We start from the raw sequence: 6,460 nt of genomic DNA on the forward strand, positions 1-6,460 counted from the left end.
TCTGAATTTACAGCTTTGTACAAACGCCCTGGCCGCAGGTGAATGCAAAGTAAGGCTGACGGTCCCACTGATGAATAAATATGGTGAGCATGATTTTCTGGCTGCCTGCCGTGAAGGCAATCTGGAAGCGGTGAATGTCTTTCTGAATCAAGGCGACTTTGATATTGACAAACAGTTTACCAATAGAAGAACTCACATACCTGTTCATGGCTTGTTTATGGCAGTTATCAAAGGACACGCTGAAGTGGTTCAGCGTTTAGTGAACGCAGGAGCAAATCTTCATCAAACATGTAGGGGATACACGCTTTTATATGGAGCCACTTACAATGGCCATATCGATGTCATTAAAGTCTTATTGAATACTAAGGCTGTTGATGTTGATCAGGTACTGGACAACGTAGACCGTGGTGCCACAGCTTTGACGCAAGCAGTTTGGGATGGTCATGCTGAGATAGTTAAGCTCTTGCTCGAAACAGGCGCGAACCCATCAAGAGAATGGCACTTTGATGGAAGCTTTAACAAAACCCTACTGACTATGGCAAAAATACAATGGTTTTATCACCTGCTTGGCCCCAGAGATAAACGTTTGGAATACACACAAATCATTGACTATCTCACACAGGCAAATCAGGTACACAAAGAGCAGCATCAAACTTCCCAACGTACACGAAATACGAGGCCTATTGAAATCACCACTGTTCCATCACAGGAGGGTATTGAAATGTCCATATTCAACGTACAGAGTGGTTCAAAGAAATAAACTCAGTCACCCGATGAGACAGTCAGAAGACCCATAAGCACTCTGCAGACTTCTCTAACCTCAGCAATTGTTCCCCCCCTGCACGAAAAGTACTGGGGGGGGGAGAGTGAACTCACGATTGTGTGGTCAGAGTCACGCATACACGGTCGCCATAGTAGTTGTTTTTGAAATTACAGACGCTGCTGTTCTGATCTTCCTTCTTTTTATTATCCTGTACGGTATTGTTTTGGGCTTTGTCTTTCATGGAATAACTCCTTTATTAAGTACCTTCAGAGTAATAACTGCCCAGTTTTCTGAACAATGAATTGTATCTTTATGGTTTATAGGGTTTTTCTATCCGCTTTGCCTGAAGGTTGCGTGCCGCACGTAGTCCTCGGTCTTCATTCCTTTGAGTCACTCCACAGGCTGAGCATGGTCATTTCAATAGCCACACCTTCTGGGCTGGTGGTGACTTTAGCAGAATCCTTATTTTTGGGTGTAAGTAGAGATGTTCGGCGTTGTTTTTTGCGTTCACAATTTGCCTGTTTAAGACACGCAATGATTTGTGAATATTTCCTACGTTCATCATGAGAGAACAGATGGCAGAGCCATTGTGTTCTTGCCATAGTCAGTGGGCTTTTGCTGAAAAAACCATCAAAATACCACTTGAGTGTTGGGTCCGCCTCAGCGCTGAGCAAGAGCCTGACTATCTCAACATGGCCATCCTGAACCGCTTGCATCAAAGCTGTGGCACCGTCGTTTAGCGTCTGATTCACAGCAATTCCCTTAGCGTTCAATAAGATTTTAATGACATCAATATGGCCAGCGTAAGTAGCCACCAACAAAGGTGTGTACCCCTTCCATGTCTGATTAAGTTTTGCTCCTGCGCTCACTAAACGCTGAACTACCTCAGCGTGCCCATTGAGAACGGCCACAAACAGACCATGAATAGGTATGCCAGACTTTTTACTGGGAAAGTGTTTGTCAATATCAAAGTCGTCCTGGCTCAGAAAAACGTTCACCGCTTCCAGATTGCCTTCACGGCACGCAGCCAGAAAATCGTGTTCACCATATCTATTCGCCAGTGGCACGATCAACCCTACTTTGCATTCGCCTGCGGCCAGGGCGCTTGAACAATAACCTAGAGCCAGAAGAAAAAGACTGGCGAAAATAAATTGCGACCTCTGATACATTCTTAACATACCCCACCCCCCAACTGTTATTACTAAACTCGAGTTTAGAGTGAGCAGCTCTCAATAATCCCCTGAACAGGTGCATGATGGCAGTTCCTAACCCGCTAAACCTAGAGCTGCCACGCCTATTCAAGAACAGAAAACCATCCTCGGCAAGCCTCGGCAAGAAAGTATACGCAACAGAGGGGAGCTGACTCTTAAGAGCCATTTACGCTATTATCCCGCTAAGTACCCGAGCCATTGCTTTTGCATGGTGATGGCGAGTGGATTTTTCACTCTTCAAGGAACAATGTCGGAAGTGTAGGCTGCTACGTAGCCAGAGTTGTGACGTAGCAAGAGCGGAAGAATACGCCGGTAGGATATGCGAAAACAATGATCGAGTACTTATTACATTTCTATCGTTGTCCCTTCTGGCAAAATGTCAGAAATGGTCGTGCCGAGTCTTTTGCATTTCATGAAGATATCCAAGCAAAGCCTGGAAGAACAGGCTGCTAATTTTTTACGCCAACAGATTCTGGATGGGGTCTACAAATCTGGCGAAAAGCTGGTTGAGAGCATGCTGGCCAAGGAGCTGGACCTGTCGAGAACAACTATGCGTATGGCGTTGAATACTCTCAGCAGTGAGGGGCTGGTCTTCCAGAAACCTTATGCTGGCTGGCAGGTCATTACTCTGGGGGATGATGACCTGTGGGAGCTTTATCATCTGCGAGTCGCTTTGGAAGGGCAGTCAGCAGAGATGGCTGCCGAGCGAATCAATGACGAAAAACGGGTGCGCCTGAGGGCAAAAGTGCGTGAATTTATCGCTCTTTGTGAGCAGAAAGAGACAACACTCACGGAGGTCAGCTATTGCGATATGGATCTGCACAAGCTGATTGTTGAGTGCGGTGAAAGCCCACGTATGGCAAAAGTCTATAACCGGGTATCCAACCAGCTGATTATTTACCTGCACATGACTCATCTGGATTACAGCATCCGGGACAGTGCACGAAGTCATGTGCCACTGGTAGAAGCTATTTGTGCCGGGAATATTGCTGAAGCTGGCCGCTGTGCTCGAAGCAGTATCAGTACCTATGCTGAGCTTTGCCACAGTTATCACAAAAACCTGAGAGAGAAAACTCAGCACCAATCTTCACAGGCGTACTCTGAGTAAACGACATCTGGCCAGCACAGGCTGGCCAGATGGTTTGTCCATACAGTTTGGTCAGGCTGTAGCGGCCTTACCGAAAGCAGCCGCTTCGCCCTTTAGAGCAACGTCTTCATCCAGCGCACACTCCTGAACGATGGTTTCAGCACTCTTATGGCTGAAGTCCTGCCCAATCCATTTCACCATTCCCTTAATCATGTAGCCCAGAATAAAGATCAGCGGTATCGAGGTGACCACTGCACAGGTCTTGATGGTATTCAATGGTGCATTAATAAACATCATTGCCAGTGGCACAGCGGCCAGCATCACACACCAGAACAGACGATGCATAGGCGCAGGGTCTTCACCGTTCTTCAGGCCGGGTGTCACAGTCGCAGCCATAGTGAAAGCCGCAGAGTCCAGAGTGGTTGCCAGGAACAGGATAGACACCACCGCGAACAGCACAATCCACAGGGAACTGAATGGCAAGGTGTTCAGCAACTGAACAATAGCCGGGTTACCCTGACCTTGAGCAACCATGCCCGTCACATCAACCAGACCATCAATTGCTGTCTTCTGGGAGAAACTGCCCAGGATACCAAAGAAGAAGTAGCAACCGGCGCTACCGCTGAGCAGCATGTTGGCAACCACACCACGGATAGTGCGTCCACGGGAGACCTTGGTCACGAACAGCCCAACGAATGGCGTGTAGGTAATCCAGTACAGCCAGTAAAAGATTGTCCAGGCTTCAGGGAATCCGCTGTTATCAACGGGGTCAGTCCACAGGCTCATGTGAATGAAGTTGCCCAGCATGGTACCAAAGCCGTTAACCGTGTTCTTCACGATAAACAGGGTTGGCCCCAGAATCAGTACAGCCAGACAGAAGATAATGGCCAGATAAGTGTTCATGCTGCTGATACGTGCCATGCCCTTTGAAATACCAATATAGGAGCTAAGGGAGAAGACAATGGACACCAGCAGTACAATCGCGAGGTTCATAGTGAAATCAGCCTGCACACCGATCATGGAGGCAAGAATCTCAGACACCAGCGGAACGGAAACCCCCAGTGTAATCGAGAGGCCACCAAAGCAAGTGAAGATAAAGATAATATCGATGGCACGGCAAACTGACTTCACCATAGGCGTCATGGGCTTGTCGCCACGAATTGCCATGCACACGGCGGAAAGACTCAGGCCAGCGTTCTTACGCACATGGAAGTGATAGGCCACAGGCAGAGACGCGATACAGTAAATCGCCCAGGCACTGAAGCCCCAGTGGAACATGTTGTAAGCTGTGGAGAACTCGTAGGCCAGAGTGGTGCCGGTGTGAATACCCAGCGCAGGATTATTAAAGTAGTAAGCCCACTCAACAAACGCCCAGTAGACAGTGGCAGAGCCCAGGCCTGCACAGATCATCATGGATACCCAGCTGAAGGTCGAGTATTCCACGGATTCCGTACCCAGACGGATATTGCCGTACTTACTCAACGCCAGACCGATAAGAAAAACCACACAACAAAACACAGCCAGCAAAACCGGGGTACCGAAAATCATAGTACCCAGCCCAAATATATAGTTAGCACCCGCAGTGCCCGCCTCGGGGAAAAGTGTAAGCCCCAATACAATAGCGATAACGAAAACCAGACTTATTATCAGTAGGAAAAAATCAAGTCGTTTATTCTGCAACATAAAACAATTCTTTGTTCAGGAAAAAAGGAGGGATCGCAATAAGCATCCATCAGAACACTTGGTATTCACGCACCATATCGTCATTGAGTTCAATACCAAGGCCGGGAAGGTCAGGGACTTCCAGATAACCGTCCTTAAACTGAACAGGATTTGTCACAAGGCCACCGTCATTCACAAGAGGGCTGGTGCTCTCGGAGTATTCCATCAGTGTGCCGTGTTCACAGGATGCCAGGAAGTGCACAGACGCAGACAGCAGAATGCCGGTACTGAAACCGTGAGGAATCAACTGGGTGCCGTGCATAACCGCCATATCGTAAATCTTGCGCATCTCGGAGATACCGCCGCAGCGGGTAATGTCCGGCTGCACAATGCAGGTACCGAAGCGTTCCAGAAATTCTTTGAATTCGTGCACTGTGGTCAAAGCTTCACCACCGGCAATTCGCTGATCAGAGAGATTTGACAGCTTGGTGTAGCCCTTTTCATCATCGGCCAGAACCGGCTCTTCCACCCAGTTCAGATTGAACGGCTCCAGTCGCTTACACATGCGCAGGGCATGGCCGGAGGTTTTCCACCTGGTGGCCAGATCAATCTGCAGTTCAATGTCCGGACCAATCGCTTCCCGTACATTTTTAACAATCTGGTAATCCACTTCCGGATCATCACCCAGAACACCGCCACCAAACTTCATGCTGGTAAAGCCTTTTTCCACCAGGCCTAAAGCAATCTCCCGGTTATCTTCTGGCTTATCTGCAGGAATAAACGTGCCGTAAGCACGGATACGATCCCGGAATTTTCCACCCAGCAGGGTATGAAGAGGCACACCATAGAACTGACCTGCGATATCCCACAGGGCAATATCTATTGCACTGATTGCGTGAATACCTGCACCACGACGTCCAACATAATTAGATGCCCAATACATTTTCTGCCAGAGACGGGCGATCTCCAGAGGGTTCTCTCCAATCAAAAGTTCTTTAAGGCCATAGCAATAAAGATTGGAGTTCGGAGTTTCAATCAGTGCCTTGATTACCATGGGAGAACTGTCAGACTCACCCAGACCAGTAATGCCTTCATCCGTGTGAATGCGTACAATCAACGCATCTTCACCCCAAGTGCAGGTTTCTCCGGGCACAGGAACCCGCAGATGAATCACTTCAACATCAGTAATTTTCAATCTATTTCTCTCAATCTGAAAAATAACAACACAAGAACAGGAGTGTGTTTAAGCACCCAGGGATTTCTTCTCGAGGGTGGCCATGGTTGTGACAGATTCATTGCGACCGGAAATAACCTGTACAACCTCTCCCTTGTTTACGTTTTGTAGCAAGGTGGCAATATTGTCATTTCAGAGAACCGGATGGCTTTGCACATAAAGGATTCCCGTCCATTGTCTGACAATCGACATTGTGCAAATCTTGTCTTTACAGTTTCATGACCCAAATCAAGCGATTTATGTATTTGCGGTTGATACGTGGATTGCAAGGGGAATTACACAACCTAAAAGTACCCGGGCATTGCTTTCCGAAAACAATGGTTTGGGTACTTACGCTTGTTTATCTGAAAGACGATGGTCCGGGTACTTATGATGAGGGTGGAGAAAGCAGTGACGGTGAAGGACTGAGACTCTTAAAACGGATACCGGCACATAAAATCCGGTATCCCATATAGATTGAGCAATGCAACTTAAAGGCTAAGTTGCCCTTTCTGGTTGTTTGC

6 protein-coding genes are annotated in these 6,460 nt (G+C 47.8%); 2 read left to right on the forward strand and 4 right to left on the reverse strand.

Translation table 11 applies throughout. The features are described from left to right. Window positions 1-760, forward strand: a 760-nt coding sequence (locus E1189_RS11815; protein ID WP_230460348.1) for an ankyrin repeat domain-containing protein, incomplete at its 5' end; no start/stop codon positions are given. A 112-nt stretch (window positions 761-872) separates the two neighbouring features. Here E1189_RS11815 and E1189_RS25785 read toward each other — a convergent pair. Continuing rightward, complete coding sequence (locus tag E1189_RS25785; RefSeq protein WP_268921631.1) at window positions 873-1,004, reverse strand: hypothetical protein; 132 nt, start codon at window positions 1,002-1,004, stop codon at window positions 873-875. Window positions 1,005-1,140: 136 nt separating this feature from the next. Then, on the reverse strand, window positions 1,141-1,830 hold the full coding sequence (locus tag E1189_RS11820) for an ankyrin repeat domain-containing protein (RefSeq protein WP_196221396.1): 690 nt from the start codon (window positions 1,828-1,830) through the stop codon (window positions 1,141-1,143). Window positions 1,831-2,386: 556 nt separating this feature from the next. Here E1189_RS11820 and E1189_RS11825 point away from each other — a divergent pair. Then, window positions 2,387-3,082: a GntR family transcriptional regulator gene (locus E1189_RS11825; RefSeq protein ID WP_155160535.1), complete on the forward strand. Its 696-nt coding sequence runs from the start codon at window positions 2,387-2,389 to the stop codon at window positions 3,080-3,082. 51 nt (window positions 3,083-3,133) lie between these two features. Here the strand turns inward: E1189_RS11825 and E1189_RS11830 are convergent, their stop codons facing one another. Then, window positions 3,134-4,744 (reverse strand): BCCT family transporter, encoded by a 1,611-nt coding sequence (locus E1189_RS11830; protein WP_155160536.1) that lies wholly within the window; start codon window positions 4,742-4,744, stop codon window positions 3,134-3,136. Window positions 4,745-4,793: 49 nt separating this feature from the next. After that, window positions 4,794-5,918, reverse strand: a complete 1,125-nt coding sequence (locus E1189_RS11835) for a mandelate racemase/muconate lactonizing enzyme family protein (protein WP_155160537.1) — start codon at window positions 5,916-5,918, stop codon at window positions 4,794-4,796. Window positions 5,919-6,460: the final 542 nt, after the last annotated feature.

It is taken from the genome of Parendozoicomonas verongulae (assembly GCF_009711465.1).
Taxonomy (GTDB): domain Bacteria; phylum Pseudomonadota; class Gammaproteobacteria; order Pseudomonadales; family Endozoicomonadaceae; genus Sansalvadorimonas; species Sansalvadorimonas verongulae.